Below are 14,226 nucleotides of genomic sequence, written 5' to 3' on the forward strand. Positions count from 1 at the left end.
GGGAAGTGTCACGATGCCGCTCAGGCCGCGCCGGGCCGCCCCTGGCCGAGCAGTTCCACCAGCCCCGAGAGGCCCTCATGGCCATGGCCGTCGGCGACCCGGCGGGCCATGAGACGGCCGATCGGGGCGATCAGTTCGGGGCTGATGCCCTGGTCCCGCGCGGAGCCGGTGAAGTTGACGAACGCGGCCGACTGCATGGCGAGGTTGGAGACCACCCCCGTGGCGTGGTCACCGGAGTCGATCTGCCGCGCGTAGCCGTCCACGGCCCCGGACATGGCGGTCAGCCAGCGCCCCACCAGCGGGGCGGCATCGGCCGCCGCCACACCGTCCGACGTGACGAGGGCGTAGGCGTGCAGTACGCCGGAGAACATCCCGTACATCGCGCTGAGCAGGGCGATGTCGTACAGCGGGGCACGGCCGGGGTCCTCGCCGAGGTGGTGGCTCTCGCCGAAGAGGTCCAGCACGGGCCGGTGGTCCGCGAAGGCGGCGGGCGAGCCGCTGTAGAGGAGGAAGGCGGCGGGTGTGCCGATCATCGGCGGGACGGCCATGATGCCGCCGTCGAGGTACTGGGCGCCGTGTCCGGCCGCCCACGCGGCCAGCTCACGGGCCTGCCGCGGAGTGCCGTTGGTGAGGTTGACGACGGCCTTGCCGGACAGGGCGTCCCCGAGGGGGGCCAGCACCTGCCGTACGGAGTCGTAGTCGAGCAGACAGACCACCACCAGGGGGCTCGCCGCGACGGCCGCACCGGCCGTGGCGGCCGTCAGCGCGCCCTCGGTGGCGAGCGCCTCGGCCTTGGCCGCCGTACGGTTCCACACCGTCGTCCGGTGCCCGGCCCGCAGAAGGGCGCGGGCCAGGGCGGTGCCCATGTCGCCGAGGCCCAGCACCGTCACGGGGGTTTCGCTCATCTCGGTTGCTCCAGGGGATTCGTTACCGCTCGGTCGTAGGGGTTCGGCGCGCCGATCACAGGCTCGTTCCCCAGCGGTAGTGTGGGCAAGTACGCACTAATTAGTGCGTACTTACCTTGAGGTCAGTGGGGGCGGGCGGGGCCATGGGGAGTCAGCCTTATGTCTGCGGTCTGGACGCGGCCGTGGATGTGATCGACGGAAAGTGGAAAGTCCTGATCATCTGGGCGCTCAATCACCAGCGGTGCCGTTTCGGGGAATTGCGGCGGCTGGTCCCGGGCGTGACCGAAAAGGTGCTGACGCAGCAGCTGAGGGAGTTGGAGGCGGACGGAATCGTCCACCGGGAGATCTACGACGTGAAGCCGCCGAAGGTGGAGTATTCGCTGACCGGGCTGGGCGACGAGCTGAACACGGCGCTGGGCCCGCTGGGCGCGTGGGGCAAGCGACGGATGGCGGCGCTGGAGGAGGCGGGGCAGGGCTGACTTCCGGGCCGCCGCACGCCCACGGGCGCGACCTCACCGCGGAAACTCTTTTCCAACCGGCCCTCCGCGGGGTAGGGGTGTGGAGTTCACCCCGCTCACTTGGAGGCCCCGTGACCGACAGCGCTCCCCGGAGCCAACCACGCACTCCCTGGCGAGCCGTCTTCGGCGGCTCGATCGGAAATCTCGTCGAGTGGTACGACTGGTTCGTCTACGCCAGTTTCGCCACCTACTTCGCCGGAGCCTTCTTCCCCAAGGGCAACGACACGGCGCAGCTCCTCAACACCGCCGGGATCTTCGCGGTGGGCTTCTTCATGCGTCCCGTCGGCGGCTGGCTGCTGGGCCGGTTCGCCGACCGGCGCGGCCGCAAGGCGGCGCTCACCCTGACGGTGACGCTGATGTCGGCCAGCGCGCTGCTCATCGCCATCGCCCCGACCTATGACCAGGTCGGCTACTTCGGCGCGTTCGTGCTGCTGGTGGCGCGGCTGCTGCAGGGCCTGTCGGTGGGCGGTGAGTACGCGGCCAGCGCCACGTATCTCACCGAGGCGTCCCGGCCCGGCGGCCGCGGTTTCGTCTCCAGCTTCCAGTACGTGTCGATGACGATGGGTCAGCTGATCGGCCTCGGTCTGCAGATCGTGCTGCAGCACACCATGTCCGATGACGCGCTGCACTCCTACGGCTGGCGCATTCCGTTCGTCGTCGGCGCCGTGGGCGCGGCCGTGGTCTTCTGGCTGCGGCGCAATCTGCTGGAGACCGAGGTCTACACCGAGGAGGAGGACCAGGGCCAGGAGCGGGGGACGATCGCCGAGCTGCTGCGCCACCGCAAGGAGGCGGCGCTGGTCGTCGCGCTGACCATGGGCGGCACGGTCGCGTACTACACGTACACCACCTATCTCACCAAGTACCTGTCGAACACGGCCGGGATGAGCAAGTCAGACGCCTCGCTGGTGAGCTTCTGTGCCCTGTTCCTGTTCATGCTGTTGCAGCCGCTGGCCGGATCGCTCTCGGACCGGATCGGGCGCCGTCCGCTGCTGATCACCTTCGGCATCGGCTCGATGCTCTGCACCGTCCCCATCATGACCGCGCTCTCGCACGCCGACAGCTTCGCCGGGGCGCTGCTGCTCTCGCTCGCGGCGCTGGTCATCGTCACCGGCTACACGTCGATCAACGCCGTGGTGAAGGCGGAGCTGTTCCCCACCCATGTCCGGGCGCTCGGGGTGGCCCTGCCGTACGCGGTGGCCAACGCGCTGTTCGGCGGCACCGCCGAGTATGTGGCGCTGTGGTTCAAGAAGGGCGGTGTGGAGTCCGGGTACTACTGGTACGTCTCGGCGTGCGCCGCGGTCTCGCTCGTCGTCTACCTCACCATGCGGGAGACCCGGGACGCCGCCCTCTCCCGGGGCCGCGCCGACGACCCGGCCGCGCCGGGGAAGCGGCGGACGACGGCGGTGTGACGGGCCGAGGGGCCGGTTTCCGGCGTCAGCGGCCGACGGTCACGCTCATCTGGGCCCAGACCACCCGTCCGCCGTTCACGCCCGGCCGGTCCCCCCACGCGTCCGCCAGGGCGCGGACCAGCGCGAGTCCGCGCCCGCACTCATCCTCCAGACCGGCCTCCCGCGGTGTGGGGACGGCCGGTCCACCGCCCTGGTCGGCGACCTCGACATAGAGCATCCGCCGCTCATGGGCGCGCAGTACACAGAGGATCTGCTCGCTCCCGGTGTGCACCAGGGCATTGGTGAACAGCTCGGACATGACCAGCTCGGCGGCCTCGCAGAGCTCCTCCGCGAAGCCCCACTCCGGCGCCCGGGACCGCACCCGGTGCCGGGCGACCGCGACCGAGGTGCCTCTGGCGGGCAGCTGGAACCTCTCCTGGCGGAGGGCGGAGTCAACGCTCCCGGAGCTCGGGTGGTGGGCCATCGTCGAGCGCTGACGCAATGCCACGGCCATGTGCCTTCCGTCCGTCCTACCTGTGGGGGCGTGAATGCCGTACGTGAATGCCGCAAGTGCGCGACACAGCAGCCACGTTGGACTGGTCACACCCGTCACTATCGTTGCTGCAAGCATCAGTTGGCAAGGCGCGATCTGCAAAATGCAGAATAGCCGGAGCACTCTGTTGCCCCCACCTCGTACGTGGCACACTGATCCTGACAAGACCGTCCCAGGAGGTACGACGTGGGTGAAGCGCGATCTGCCCCGACCGTCGGGCAGATGGTCCTCGGCATGCGGCTGAGGGACCTTCGCGAAAAAGCCGGCGTCAGTTACGACGTGGCCGCCAGGGCGCTGCACGTCAACCAGACCACGGTGCGCAGGATGGAGAAGGCCGAAGTCGGCCTGAAACTCCCCTACGTCGAGAAGCTGCTGCAGACCTACGGCGCCGGGCAGCAGGAGATCGACTCCTTCCTCGCACTCGCCGAGGAGGCCAACCGGCCCGGCTGGTGGCACCGGTTCCGTGATGTGCTGCCGGACTGGTTCAGCCTCTATGTGAGCCTCGAGGGCGCGGCCAGCCGGATCCGCGCCTATGAGCCGCACTTCATACCCGGACTGCTGCAGACCGAGGACTACGCCCGCGCGCTGCTCTCCATCGGCTTCCCGCACGGGTCCAACCAGGAGCTCGAGCGCCGCGTGGCGCTGCGGATGGAGCGCCAGGAGCTGCTCAGCCGCCCGGATGCGCCGCATCTGTGGGTCGTGATGGACGAGACGGTGCTCCGGCTGTCCATCGGCGGTCCCGCGGTGATGCGCGCCCAGGTCGACCGTCTGATCGAATCGGTGCAAAGACCGAACATCACCCTTCAGGTGGTGCCGTTCTCCGCCGGCCCTCACCCGGGCATGGGCGGACCCTTCCAGCTCTTCCGGTTCCAGATCCCGGAACTGCCGGACATCGTCTATGCCGAGGGCCTGACCGGCGCCGGCTATCTCGACCAACGTTCCGATGTGGTCGCCTATCTGGAGGCCCTGGACCGCATGGGCACCCAGGCCACACCGGCGCGGCGGACGGAGAACTTTCTCCGTGGGATTCGCAAGGAGCTCTGACTGTGGATCAGGTACATGTGTACAACGGCATGCCCGCCAAACATCTGGGAACCGAAGGCTGGGCCAAGCCCTGGAGCGGCCCCAACGGCGGTGCCTGCGTGGAGGTCATGCGGTTGAACGACGGGCGGGTGGCCCTGCGCCAGTCGACCGATCCGGACGGCCCCGCCCTGATCTACACCCATCACGAAATCGAGAAGTTCATCCAGGGCGCCAAGGCCGGCGCCGCGGACTTCCTGCTCACACGCCCAGAAAACCTGACCACCTCGGCGGGTACCGCACCGGAACGGAGGGCCGCGTGACCGACAACGGGCTCGCCCCTGACCAGATCGACACCACCAAGCCGCACCCGGCTCGGATGTACGACTTCTACCTCAACGGCAAGGATCACTACGAGGTCGACGCGGAGGCCGCCGGGCGGGTGCTGGAGGTCTATCCGACCGTCCGGCTCAACGCCACCGTCAACCGTGCCTTCATCCACCGCGCCACCCGCTGGCTGGCCCGGGAGGCCGGGGTCAGGCAGTTCCTCGACATAGGCACCGGCATACCCACCGAGCCCAACCTCCACCAGGTGGCCCAGGCGGTCGCCCCGGAGGCCCGGGTGGTCTACACCGACTACGACCCCATCGTGCTGGCCTACGCCCAGGCGCTGCTCGTCGGCACCCCCGAGGGCCGTACGGCCTATGTGCAGTCGGATGTGCGCGATCCCCAGCGGATCATGAGCGCCCCCGAACTGCACGAGACGCTGGACCTGGACCAGCCGGTGGCGATCTCCTTGAACGCCCTCTTCCACTTCATTCCGGAGGGGGACAAGCCGTACGAGATCATCCGCGAGCTGATGGCGCCGCTGGTCCCGGGCAGCTATCTGATGCTGACCCACTCCACGCATGACTTCTCCGAGCAGACCTGGCGGAACGTCATCCGGGTCTACAAGGAGAGCGGGATCTCCTTCACCACCCGCTCCCAGAGCGAGGTCGGGGCCTTCTTCGACGGTCTGGAACTGATCGACCCGGGTGTGTCGGAGCCCCACCACTGGAATCCGGACCCCGAGGACCGGCCGGAGGACATCCGCAGCGCGGACATCAACATGTGGGCGGGAGTAGCCCGCAAGTCGTGACGCCCGCGACGGGGCTGTTCCCAGGGGCTCCGCCCCTGGACCCCGGGGTCTGGGGCGGAGCCCCCCGGGGTCTGGGGCGGAGCCCCAGTTTCGGGAAGGGGCGGGTAGGGGAAAGACCCGCCGGATATCCCGTAGCCGCAGCGGCGCGCAGGACGGCCGGGGCTTCGTGGCGTGGTGTCACGGCGCCTCCGTGGCGTCGCCGACCGTGAAGCCCAGGATGGAGCCCCCGCCCGGGCGCGGCCGGGCGAAGACGGTGCCGCCGTGTGCGAGGGCGACCTCGCGCACGATGGCCAGGCCCAGCCCCGAACCGGGCAGGCTGCGGGCGCCGGGCGCGCGGTAGAAGCGGTCGAAGACCCGCTCGCGGTCCTCCTCGGCGATACCCGGGCCCCGGTCGAGGACCTCCACCCGGCGGCCGCTGATCACCACCTCGACGGGCTCGTTGCCGCCCTGGTCGAACTTGGCCGCGTTCTCCACCAGATTGGAGACCGCGCGCTGCAGGGTGGCCGGGTGGCCCGTCAGCCGGGTGTCGCCCTCGGCCCGTACGGTGATCTCCCGGCCGGTCCGGCGCCGGGCGAGGGTCACGGCGGTGGTGGCCACCTCCTCCAGCGAGACCTCGGTACGGGGCTCGTCGTCCCGCTGCCCGGCCGCCAGGTCCACCAGCTCGTTGACCAGATCGGTCAGCTCCCGGGTCTCCCCCGCCAGATCGGCCAGCAGATCCTCCCGCGCGGGCCCCGGCAGCTCCTCGAAGCGGCGCAGCAGGGAGATGTTGGTGCGCAGCGAGGTGAGCGGGGTGCGCAGCTCGTGCCCGGCGTCCTGGACCAGCCGCCGCTGGTCGTCCTTGGAGCGCACGAGCTGTCCGAGCATGCCGTCGAAGGCCCGCCCGAGGCGGCCCACCTCGTCGTCCCCGGCGACCGGCACCGCCACCTCCATCCGGCCGGTGGCGGCCACGCTCTCGGCGACCCGGGTCAGCCGCACCAGCCGCCGGGTGATCCGCCCGGCCAGCCACCAGCCGGCCAGCCCGGCGGCCAGGATGACGGCGATCACGAACAGCGCGGTGCGCTTCTGGAGCTCGCGCAGCAGATCCTCGGTGTCGCTGATCTGCTGGGCCACCTGGATCGCGCCGGTGCCGTCGCCCACGGCCACCGTGGCCATCCGGTACTGCTCCCCGCCGATGCCGATCTCGCGCCGTACGACGGTGCCCGGGGTGCCGGAGGCGGCGGTCGTCCGGTCCTCGGCGACCACCGGCAGCGGGGGCTTGCCCGCGTCGTAGACCGTGCCCCGGCCGTTGATCACCTGGACGTCCATCCGGCTGATCCGGCGCAGATCGTCCCGCAGGTCGTCCGGGACGGGCACGGCGGACTCCGAGGGGTACTGCCGCAGGACCACCTTCTCGCCGCGGACCTGACTGCGCAGATCGCGGATGATGCCGTCGAACGCCGACTGCTGGTCCACCCGCACCAGCCCGGCCGCCGCGTCATAGCTGAGCCCGCCGACCAGGAGGGTGACCACGGTGGCCGCCGCCGAGAACGACAGCGCGAAGGTGGTCCGCAGACTGGGCCGGCCACGTCGGAGCGGGGGGAGCCGCACCATCACTCCTCCCGCAGGCTGTATCCGACCCCGCGCACCGTGTGGATCAACGGGGCGCGCCCCTCCGGATCGACCTTGCGGCGCAGATAGCCGATGTAGACGGCGAGGTTCTTCGAGCCGGGGCCGAAGTCGTAGCCCCAGATGCGGGCGTAGATGGTGGTGTGGTCCAGGACGATGCCCGCGTTGCGGGCCAGCAGCTCCAGCAGGTCGAATTCGGTGCGGGTCAGTTCCAGCTCCGTACCGCCGCGCCAGACCCGCCGGGCCGAGGAGTCCAGGCGCAGATCGGCGACCTCCAGCACCCCGTCGATGGCGGTGTCCTCCGGCGCGGCCGGTTCGGCGGGGGCGGCGCGGCGCAGCAGCGCGCGCAGCCGGGCGAAGACCTCCTCGATCTCGAAGGGCTTGGCCACATAGTCATCCGCGCCGGCGTCCAGCCCCTCGATCCGGTCGGCGGTCTCGACCCGCGCGGTGAGCATGAGGATGGGGGTGCGGTCCCCCTCGGCGCGCAGCACCCGGCACACCTGGAGCCCGTCCACGCCCGGCATCATCACGTCCAGCACGACCACGTCCGGGCGCTCGCGGTGGATGGCCGCCAGCGCCTCTATCCCGTCGGGTACGGCGGTGACGCGATACCCCTCCAGGGTCAGGGCGCGTTCCAGGGCCTGGCGGATGGCACGGTCGTCCTCGGCGAGCAGCACGGTGTTGGTCACACCCCGAGTCTGCCAAGGCCACAGCGGTGCCCGCGGCGGGCGGGGGTCCTGAGCGGGGCTTCTTACCCCGCTCTCACCTTCTTCACGCGGTGGACTTACCGGGCCTCGAGAAGGTGTCGACCAGCTTCCGGGGGAAACTCGCCCCGGGGACGCACCCGGCCGGAGAAAATACCGCATGAAGATCGCATTCCTGCTGCACAACGCCTACGGGATCGGCGGAACGATCCGGACGACGATGAACCTCGCGACGGCGCTCGCCGACCGCCATGAGGTCGAGATCGTCTCGGTGATGCGGCACCGCGAGACGCCGCGTTTCGCCCTCGACCCGCGGGTGCGGCTGATCCCCCTGGTGGACACGCGTCCGGAGCGCGCGGACGCGAAGGACCCGCTGTTCTTCGAGGCCAGCCGGGACTTCCCGGCCGCCGAGAAGCGGATCAAGCAGTACAACCGGCTGATGGACACGCGGGCCGCGGAGTATCTGCGCGGCTGCGACGCCGATGTGATCGTCGGCACCCGGCCGGGGGTGAACGTCTACATCTCCCGCTTCGCCCCGCGCCGCGCCCTGCGCATCGCCCAGGAGCACCTGCGGTACGAGGCGCACAGCAAGAAGCTGCGGGCGGAGCTGGCCCCGTTCTACCGGACGCTGGACGCCGTCGTCACCACGACGGAGGCGGACGCCGCGGTCTACCGCAAGAAGATGCCGATGCCGGGGGTGCGGACCCTGGCGATACCCAACAGCGTCCCCGAGCCCGACGTCGCCCCCTCCGAGGGCACCGAGCCGTTGATCGCGGCGGCCGGGCGGCTGGTCCGCGGCAAGCGCTTCGACCTGCTGATCGACGCCTTCGCGGAGATCTCGGCGAAGTTCCCGGTCTGGCGGCTGCGGATCTACGGCGGGGGCGCGGAGAAGGAGCGGCTCGCCGAGCACATCGAGCGGCTGGGCCTGTCCGGGAGCGCGGAGCTGATGGGCCCCCGCTCCCCCATCGAGGCGGAGTTCGCCAAGGCGTCGCTGGTCGCGGTCGCCTCGGATGCCGAGTCGTTCGGGATGACGATCGTGGAGGCCATGCGCTGCGGGGTGCCGGTGGTGAGCACCGACTGCCCGCTCGGCCCCGGCGAGATCATCAAGGACGGGGTCACCGGACGGCTCGTCCCCACCGGGGACAAGCACGCGCTGGCCAGCGCCCTGATGGAGCTGATGGGCGACGCCCCGGCCCGGCGGGCGATGGGCGCGGCCGCCCTGGAGAGCTCCCGGATCTATGACCCGGAGCCGATCGCCCGGCGCTACGACCAGCTCTTCGAGGAACTGCGCGCGAGCCGGTCCGCCCGCCTCTGGGAGCGCTACCGGACCGCCGCCCGCGCCCGCCTGGGGCGGCTGGCCCGCCGCTTCGGCCTCTCCCCCGGTCGCCGCACTCCGGCGGCGGGCCACAAGGCGAGCGCGTGACCCGAGGCCGGACCGCGGCGAGCGGGGCGCGGATGTGCGCGCCCCGCCGTCCGGCGGTAGACCTCCGTCCGACGGTGCCGCGCCGTCCGGCGGTGCCGCGCCGTCCGGCGGTGCCGAGCCGTCCGGCGGTGCCGCGCCGTCCGGCGGTGCCCCGCCGTTACCAGGACGTCGGGGCGTAGTCCTTCAGGAAGCAGCCGAAGAGGTCCTCGCCGTGCTCGCCCCGGACGATCGGGTCGTAGACCCGCGCCGCGCCGTCCACCAGGTCGAGGGGGGCGTGGAAGCCCTCGGCCGCCAGCCGCATCTTGTCCGGGTGCGGGCGCTCGTCGGTGATCCATCCGGTGTCGACGCTCGTCATCAGGATGGCGTCGGACTCGAACATCTCGCGTGCGCTGGTGCGGGTCAGCATGTTCAGCGCGGCCTTGGCCATATTGGTGTGCGGATGGCCCGCGCCCTTGTAGCCCCGGTCGAACTTGCCCTCCATCGCGGAGACGTTGACCACGTACTTGCGCCGGGCGGGCGAGGCGGCCATCGCCGGGCGCAACCGGCTCACCAGGATGAACGGCGCCGTCTCATTGCACAGCTGGACCTCGAGCATCTCGACCGGGTCCACCTCGCCGACCCGCTGCACCCAGGTGTTGCTCGGGTCCAGGTCCGGCACCAGCCCGCCCGCGTCGATCGCGGTCCCGGCCTCGATCCGGGCCGGTGAGGCGGAGCCGCTGGTGAGGGCGAGGGCCGTGAGGTCCTGCGGGGTGAGGGCGCCGTCCCGGGGCGCGCGGGGCGCCGGCAGGGACGCCTGGGCGCCGCTGCCGAAGGCGCCGAGGACCACGGACTCGGGGAGCTCCCCGGCGGGGAGCGGCGCCGACTCGCCCGCTATCAGCTCCGCGTACGCCTGCGGGGTGCGGCGGACGGTCTGGGCGGCGTTGTTGATCAGTATGTCCAGCGGGCCCGCGGCGCTCACCGCGTCGGTCAGCGCGATGACCTGGGCGGGGTCGCGCAGGTCGATGCCGACGACCTTGAGCCGGTGCAGCCACTCCCCGCTGTCCGGCATGGCCTTGAAGCGGCGGACGGCGTCGACCGGGAAGCGGGTGGTGATGGTGGTGTGCGCGCCGTCGCGCAGCAGCCGCAGCGCGATATACATGCCGATCTTCGCCCGGCCGCCGGTGAGCAGGGCCCGGCGTCCGGTGAGATCGGTGCGGGCGTCGCGGCGGGCCCGGTTCTCGGCGGCGCAGTCGCGGCACAGCTGGTGGTAGAAGGCGTCGACCTCGACAAACCGGGTCTTGCAGACATAGCAGGAGCGGGGGCGCTCCAGGATGCCCGCGATCTCCGTGCTGACGGAGCTGGTGAGCGCGCGGCCCAGCGTCTCGTCGTCGATCCGGTCGGCGGCACCGGTGGCGGTGGCCTCGGTCACGGCCTTGTCGTTCGCGGTCTTCGCGGCCCGCCGCTCCTGGCGCCTGCGCTGCTTCACGCTGCGGTAGATCCCGGAGGTGGCCCGGCGGACCATGATCGCGTCGGGGTGGTCGACCGGCAGCCGGTCGAGCTCCGCGAGGACGCTCAGACAGGTCGCCAGCCGCTCCGGGTCGATGCCCGGCTCCTCGGCCGGGGCACGCTCGGCCCGGCCTTCGTCAATCACCGTCATCGCCGCTGCCGCTTTCTTGGTTCGCCTGTTCCCCTGGACAACGGCGAAACTTTACGGAAGCGGGGGCGTATGCGCCAAACCGCGCCCGGCCTCACCCTCCGGGCTTGCGGTACGCATAGCCGCCGGTCGGCGCCGGGGGGCCCGCCCCGGCCGGATGCCCGGCGTCCGTCGTCAGCGCCCGGATCACACCGTGGTCCGGGGAGAGCGCACAGGCCGGGTCGGTGCGGGCGGCGTCGCCGGTCAGGGCGTACGCCTGGCAGCGGCAGCCGCCGAAGTCCTCCGCGCGGCGGGAGCAGGCGCGGCACGGCTCGCGCATCCACTCCTCGCCCCGGTAGCGGTTGAAGGCGCCCGAGTGGTCCCAGATCCACTCCAGGGGGTGGTCGCGGACGTTGGGCGGGTCCAGGTCCGGCAGGCTCGCGGCGGCGGGGCAGGGCAGCACGGTGCCGTCGGGCGCGACGGTCAGCGAGACCGCGCCCCACCCGCCCATGCAGGGCTTGGCGACCCCGTCGAAGTAGTCGGGCACGACCCACACCAGGTCGGTGGCGCCGCCCAGCCGGTCCCGCCACCGCTGGACCGTGTCCCGCGCCCGGGCGAGCTGGTCGCGGGTGGGCAGCAGGGCGTCGCGGTTGCGCAGCGCCCAGCCGTAGAACTGGGTGTTGGCCAGCTCGATCCGGTCGGCGCCCCAGTCCAGGCCGCGTCGGATGAGGGCGTCGAGGGCGTCGAGGTTGTCGCGGTGCAGGACGACATTGATCCCGAGCGGCAGTCCGGCCGCGCGCACCAGCGCGGCGGCCCGTTCCTTGGCGGCGTACGAGCGGTGTCCGGCGATCCGGTCGGAGGCGGCCGGGTCGGCGTGTTGCAGGGACAGCTGGACGCTGCGCAGCCCGGCGGCGGTCAGCGTGGCCAGCCGGGCGCTGTCCAGGCCCACGCCGCTGGTGACGAGCTGAGTGTAGATCCCGGCGGACTCGGCGGCGGTGACGATCTCGGCCAGATCGCCCCGCAACAGCGGTTCCCCGCCGGAGAGATGGGTGTGCACCACGCCCAGCTCCCCGGCCTGGCGCAGCACCTCCGTCCACTCGGCGGTGGACAGCTCACGGGAGCGGCGGACCAGCTCCAGCGGATTGGAGCAGTAGGGGCAGTGCAGCGGGCAGCCGTGGGTGAGCTCGGCGAGCAGGGCCCAGGGGCGGGGCGCGGCGGTCATCGGACCCAGCCTTGGGTTCGCATCCGGTCGAGGAAGGCGGGCACGTCCTCGGCGACGGGCGCGCCGGGGAAGCGGCTCTGAAGTTCCGCCACGATGGCGTCGAGGTCGCGGTCGCCGTCACACAGCCGCAGGATCTTCGCGGCGCTGCCGCGCAGCACCACCACCCGCTCGGGCAGCACCAGCAGATCGGCGTCCCGCACCCGGTCGTGGCGCAGGTTCACGGCGGGGGACAGCGCGGGCCGCCATCCGGCCGGGGCGGGTCGGGTGCCGGGGCCGGGGCCGGTCATGTGCCCTCCCCCGGGCCGTCCTTGATGTCGGTCCCCTGCCCGTCCTTGATGTCGGCCCCCGGACCGTCCTTGGTGTCGGCGTGGTCGACCGCGTCCAGCAGCGACCACAGCACATCGCATTTGAAGGCGAGCGCCGCCACCGCGCGGTCCTCGTCCTCTGGGGTCCGCGCCCACGTCAGGACCAGGTCGAGCGCCTCGGTGCTGTCCCGGCGCCCCTGGTCGACCCGGTTGCGGAAGTAGGCCAGGCCCTCGCGCTCGATCCAGGGGTAGTACCGCTCGAAGGCGTCGATCCGGGTGAGCATGATGCCGGGCGCGGACAGCTCGGTGAGCGAGGCGGCGACGGCTTCCAGCGGGCCGCGCAGCCGGCAGAAGTTGACATAGCCGTCGACCGCGAGCCGCACCCCGGGCACCACCTCATCACCCGACAGCAGCCGGTCCCGGTCCAGACCGGCGGCCTCGCCGAGCCGCAGCCACCGCTCGATGCCGCCCTCGCCGTCGGTGGCGCCGTCGTGGTCCTGGATGCGCCGCAGCCACATCCGGCGCAGCCGTGAGGTGTCGAGCTTGGCGGTGATCAGCGCGTCCTTGACGGGGATGTGGCGCTGGTAGTGGAAGCGGTTGAGGATCCAGCGGCGCAGTTCGGCGGGGGTGAGCTCGCCCGCGTGCATCCGTACGTTGAAGGGGTGGCGGTCGTGGTAGCGCTCCTGCGCGACCGCGCGCAACCGCTCCTCGAGCCGTGTCCGTGGGGTGCTCACAGGTCGATCACCATCCCGTCGGCGGCCACCTCGACGCCCAGCCCCGCCAAGCCCGAATGCTGGGGCGCGGCCGGGTCGTTGAGGGGGTTGGTGTTGTTGAGGTGGGTGTACAGGGTGCGCGCATCGAGCGCGGCCAGCCGGTGCGCCGTGCCGTCCGGTCCTTCGATCGGCAGATGGCCCATGGCGGTGGCGGTACGCGAGCCGAAGCCGCTGGTGAGGGGCTCGTCATCGGACCAGAAGGTGCCGTCGGCGAGCACGCAGTCGGCTTCTTCCGCGGCGCGCTGGAAGGCGTCGGGCCAGGCGGCGAGCGCGGGGGCGTAGAGGAGGGAGCGGCCGGTGGCACGGTCGGTCAGCCGCAGGGCGACCACCCAGGCGTCGTCGTCCGGGGCGTCGAGTCCGGCCGCGTAGCGGGGGCGTTTGGCGGAGACGGGGACGGCGCCGACGGCGAGCGCCGAGCCCTCGGCGAGCGGCCGGTCCCCGGGGCCGAGGGGGCGCCAGTCCAGCCGGGCGTAGGGGGTGAGGACCTCGCCCAGGTGGAGCCCGGTCAGCAGGGCGTGCCGCACCGGGGCGGTGGCCACGATCTCGATGGCGTCCGCCTCGCGCAGCCGGGCGATGCCGAGGGTGTGGTCGAGTTCGGCGTCGGTGAGGATCACCCCGGCCAGCGGGGTCCGGCGCGGTTCGGGCCCGGGGTGCAGTTCGGGGCAGTCCTCGACCTGGTCGCCGAGGTCGGGGGTGGCGTTGACCAGATACCAGCGGCCTTCGTCGGCCTGGACGGCGAGCGAGGCATGGCGGCGGCGCCACCCCGGGTGGGCGCGTGCCCCGGAGCATCCGGGGCACGCGCAGTTCCACTGGGGTACGCCGCCACCCGCCGCGGTGCCGAGCACGCGCACGCGCATGGCGGGGAGCTCAGCGGGCGTTCAGCGAGTAGGCGGTGACCTCGAGCGCGGTCTCCACGACCACGTAGTCGGGTGTCTGCCACGCGGTCTCGCCGGCCTCGGTACGGGTGCGGTCCGCCCCCTCGGGTGCCGTGCGCGGTGTGGTGTCGTTCATGGCTTCGACCTGCCTTCCATCTGGGTGGGGGATGAATCAACGGGACGGG

Annotated in this window: 16 protein-coding genes; 6 read left to right on the forward strand and 10 right to left on the reverse strand. The window is 71.9% G+C overall.

Annotation, left to right across the window (positions count from 1 at the left end; translation table 11 throughout):
- Positions 1 to 20: 20 nt before the first annotated feature.
- The gene (locus tag JK364_RS05860) at positions 21 to 905 is read right to left on the reverse strand and encodes an NAD(P)-dependent oxidoreductase (protein WP_201848105.1); all 885 of its coding nucleotides are present in this window, start codon (positions 903 to 905) and stop codon (positions 21 to 23) included.
- Between the two features lie 143 nt (positions 906 to 1,048).
- On the opposite strand from JK364_RS05860, the gene JK364_RS05865 reads away from it, so the two are divergent.
- Positions 1,049 to 1,384: a winged helix-turn-helix transcriptional regulator gene (locus JK364_RS05865; protein ID WP_201848106.1), complete on the forward strand. Its 336-nt coding sequence runs from the start codon at positions 1,049 to 1,051 to the stop codon at positions 1,382 to 1,384.
- Between the two features lie 110 nt (positions 1,385 to 1,494).
- On the forward strand, positions 1,495 to 2,832 hold the full coding sequence (locus JK364_RS05870) for an MFS transporter (protein WP_201848107.1): 1,338 nt from the start codon (positions 1,495 to 1,497) through the stop codon (positions 2,830 to 2,832).
- A gap of 25 nt (positions 2,833 to 2,857) precedes the next feature.
- On the opposite strand, the gene JK364_RS05875 is transcribed toward JK364_RS05870, so the two are convergent.
- The gene (locus JK364_RS05875; protein WP_201848109.1) at positions 2,858 to 3,325 is read right to left on the reverse strand and encodes an ATP-binding protein; all 468 of its coding nucleotides are present in this window, start codon (positions 3,323 to 3,325) and stop codon (positions 2,858 to 2,860) included.
- Between the two features lie 225 nt (positions 3,326 to 3,550).
- Between JK364_RS05875 and JK364_RS05880 the strand changes: the two genes are divergently transcribed.
- Genes JK364_RS05880 through JK364_RS05890 form a run of 3 tightly spaced genes read left to right on the forward strand, consistent with a single transcriptional unit; the run spans position 3,551 to position 5,522 of the window.
- Positions 3,551 to 4,408 carry a Sco1979 family transcriptional regulator gene (locus JK364_RS05880; protein WP_201848111.1) on the forward strand — a complete coding sequence of 286 codons (858 nt, stop codon included), beginning with the start codon at positions 3,551 to 3,553 and terminating at the stop codon, positions 4,406 to 4,408.
- 2 nt (positions 4,409 to 4,410) lie between these two features.
- Positions 4,411 to 4,707: a DUF397 domain-containing protein gene (locus tag JK364_RS05885; protein WP_020866365.1), complete on the forward strand. Its 297-nt coding sequence runs from the start codon at positions 4,411 to 4,413 to the stop codon at positions 4,705 to 4,707.
- Positions 4,704 to 5,522 carry an SAM-dependent methyltransferase gene (locus JK364_RS05890; protein ID WP_201848113.1) on the forward strand — a complete coding sequence of 273 codons (819 nt, stop codon included), beginning with the start codon at positions 4,704 to 4,706 and terminating at the stop codon, positions 5,520 to 5,522. Before JK364_RS05885 ends, JK364_RS05890 begins: the two co-directional genes overlap by 4 nt.
- Positions 5,523 to 5,699: 177 nt before the next feature.
- Here JK364_RS05890 and JK364_RS05895 read toward each other — a convergent pair whose 3' ends face one another.
- Positions 5,700 to 7,112, reverse strand: coding sequence for a sensor histidine kinase (locus JK364_RS05895; protein ID WP_201848115.1), 1,413 nt, complete (start codon positions 7,110 to 7,112; stop codon positions 5,700 to 5,702).
- Positions 7,112 to 7,816: a response regulator transcription factor gene (locus tag JK364_RS05900; RefSeq protein ID WP_198276133.1), complete on the reverse strand. Its 705-nt coding sequence runs from the start codon at positions 7,814 to 7,816 to the stop codon at positions 7,112 to 7,114. The genes JK364_RS05895 and JK364_RS05900 overlap by 1 nt, the downstream gene beginning before the upstream one ends.
- Positions 7,817 to 7,991: 175 nt before the next feature.
- Here JK364_RS05900 and JK364_RS05905 point away from each other — a divergent pair, with 175 nt between their 5' ends.
- Positions 7,992 to 9,254 (forward strand): glycosyltransferase family 4 protein, encoded by a 1,263-nt coding sequence (locus tag JK364_RS05905; protein ID WP_201848116.1) that lies wholly within the window; start codon positions 7,992 to 7,994, stop codon positions 9,252 to 9,254.
- A 157-nt stretch (positions 9,255 to 9,411) separates the two neighbouring features.
- On the opposite strand, the gene JK364_RS05910 is transcribed toward JK364_RS05905, so the two are convergent.
- The 6 genes from JK364_RS05910 to pqqA all read right to left on the reverse strand — a co-directional run bounded on the left by JK364_RS05910 (position 9,412) and on the right by pqqA (position 14,177).
- Complete coding sequence (locus JK364_RS05910; RefSeq protein ID WP_201848118.1) at positions 9,412 to 10,890, reverse strand: SDR family NAD(P)-dependent oxidoreductase; 1,479 nt, start codon at positions 10,888 to 10,890, stop codon at positions 9,412 to 9,414.
- 91 nt (positions 10,891 to 10,981) lie between these two features.
- Positions 10,982 to 12,088 carry a pyrroloquinoline quinone biosynthesis protein PqqE gene (pqqE, locus tag JK364_RS05915; protein ID WP_201848120.1) on the reverse strand — a complete coding sequence of 369 codons (1,107 nt, stop codon included), beginning with the start codon at positions 12,086 to 12,088 and terminating at the stop codon, positions 10,982 to 10,984.
- Positions 12,085 to 12,375, reverse strand: a complete 291-nt coding sequence (pqqD, locus tag JK364_RS05920; protein WP_201848122.1) for a pyrroloquinoline quinone biosynthesis peptide chaperone PqqD — start codon at positions 12,373 to 12,375, stop codon at positions 12,085 to 12,087. The genes pqqE and pqqD overlap by 4 nt, the downstream gene beginning before the upstream one ends.
- Entirely contained in the window at positions 12,372 to 13,127 is a 756-nt protein-coding gene (gene pqqC, locus JK364_RS05925; protein WP_201848124.1) for a pyrroloquinoline-quinone synthase PqqC, read from the reverse strand. The genes pqqD and pqqC overlap by 4 nt, the downstream gene beginning before the upstream one ends.
- Positions 13,124 to 14,023, reverse strand: a complete 900-nt coding sequence (gene pqqB / locus JK364_RS05930) for a pyrroloquinoline quinone biosynthesis protein PqqB (protein ID WP_201848126.1) — start codon at positions 14,021 to 14,023, stop codon at positions 13,124 to 13,126. Before pqqB ends, pqqC begins: the two co-directional genes overlap by 4 nt.
- Positions 14,024 to 14,033: 10 nt before the next feature.
- Entirely contained in the window at positions 14,034 to 14,177 is a 144-nt protein-coding gene (gene pqqA, locus JK364_RS05935; RefSeq protein ID WP_201848128.1) for a pyrroloquinoline quinone precursor peptide PqqA, read from the reverse strand.
- Positions 14,178 to 14,226 lie beyond the last annotated feature (49 nt).

It is taken from the genome of Streptomyces endocoffeicus (genome assembly GCF_016741935.1).
GTDB lineage: Bacteria > Actinomycetota > Actinomycetes > Streptomycetales > Streptomycetaceae > Streptomyces > Streptomyces endocoffeicus.

What these genes read in the sequence shown, in the direction of transcription:
- JK364_RS05860 (WP_201848105.1), bottom strand. Translation starts at nt 905, where the DNA reads ATGAGCGAAACCCCCGTGACGGTGCTGGGCCTCGGCGACATGGGCACC.
- JK364_RS05865 (WP_201848106.1), top strand. Translation starts at nt 1,049, where the DNA reads ATGGGGAGTCAGCCTTATGTCTGCGGTCTGGACGCGGCCGTGGATGTG.
- JK364_RS05875 (WP_201848109.1), bottom strand. Translation starts at nt 3,325, where the DNA reads ATGGCCGTGGCATTGCGTCAGCGCTCGACGATGGCCCACCACCCGAGC.
- JK364_RS05895 (WP_201848115.1), bottom strand. Translation starts at nt 7,112, where the DNA reads ATGGTGCGGCTCCCCCCGCTCCGACGTGGCCGGCCCAGTCTGCGGACC.
- JK364_RS05905 (WP_201848116.1), top strand. Translation starts at nt 7,992, where the DNA reads ATGAAGATCGCATTCCTGCTGCACAACGCCTACGGGATCGGCGGAACG.
- JK364_RS05910 (WP_201848118.1), bottom strand. Translation starts at nt 10,890, where the DNA reads ATGACGGTGATTGACGAAGGCCGGGCCGAGCGTGCCCCGGCCGAGGAG.
- pqqE (WP_201848120.1), bottom strand. Translation starts at nt 12,088, where the DNA reads ATGACCGCCGCGCCCCGCCCCTGGGCCCTGCTCGCCGAGCTCACCCAC.
- pqqD (WP_201848122.1), bottom strand. Translation starts at nt 12,375, where the DNA reads ATGACCGGCCCCGGCCCCGGCACCCGACCCGCCCCGGCCGGATGGCGG.
- pqqB (WP_201848126.1), bottom strand. Translation starts at nt 14,023, where the DNA reads ATGCGCGTGCGCGTGCTCGGCACCGCGGCGGGTGGCGGCGTACCCCAG.
- pqqA (WP_201848128.1), bottom strand. Translation starts at nt 14,177, where the DNA reads ATGAACGACACCACACCGCGCACGGCACCCGAGGGGGCGGACCGCACC.